This window comes from Vibrio sp. 811 (assembly GCF_033339195.1).
This window is the reverse complement of the sequence record NZ_JAWOUB010000305.1, coordinates 1-774: the sequence shown is the minus strand read 5'-3', so window position 1 is coordinate 774 and position 774 is coordinate 1. Positions and strand designations below refer to the sequence as shown.

At 46.8% G+C, this 774-nt stretch carries 1 protein-coding gene; it reads right to left on the bottom strand.

Translation table 11 applies throughout. From position 1 onward, the window contains the following. Positions 1-256 precede the first annotated feature (256 nt). Positions 257-774 (bottom strand): AI-2E family transporter (locus tag R7Q46_RS26500; protein ID WP_318078130.1); only part of this gene is annotated, 518 nt, incomplete at its 5' end.

Genomic DNA, 774 nt, shown 5'->3' with positions numbered 1-774 from the left:
TGTCCCAATTCGTCAAGATCGGTCGCTCAAATGTAGGGGGATCTTGGAATTCTTTGGGTATAGCGATCAACGAGATTGCATCGTTAAGTACTTGATTGCAACTCTCAAGTGTAAGAAGTATGAAAATTTAACAAGAACGTCATTTTTATCTCATCCGTTGCGATGAAACTGTGAGCTAAGGTTAAATAGAAACAAACCGCTGCAGGGCAACGGTTTGTTTTATTCGGTCAAAAAGAGAAGGCATAACCTTGGTAATTTAAATACCGGCACCATGTCCAGATTCTGTTTGTTCCCCTTCTTCTTTGAGTTCAGCCATTTCTTCTTGCTGTTGTGCTTTCTCGATGCTCAACCACCAAACGAACAACTCATACCAAATCGCCAGAATAACCGCACCTAGGAACAGGCCAACGATACCGTAGAAAAGCATACCGCCGATGGCCCCAAGCAGAATCACAGGCATTGGTACGTCTACACCACGGCCCATAAACATTGGTTTTAGTAAGTTCTCAGACAGCGCACCGACAACCGCCCACACGGTAAACATGGTCGCGGTTGTGCTGTCTTGCGTCATGTACATGTAGCCAATCACTGGCAATACGGCAAGCAGCGCAGGAAGCTGAGCGATACACAAAATCATCAGAATCAGAGTAAGCAAACCAGCAGCAGGAACGCCAAACACAAAGAAGCCAGCACCGATCAATAGCGCTTGAATCGCAGCCACACCAACTACGCCCAGCAGCACGCTTTTAATGGTCGCGGCGATAAGCGTTGTCC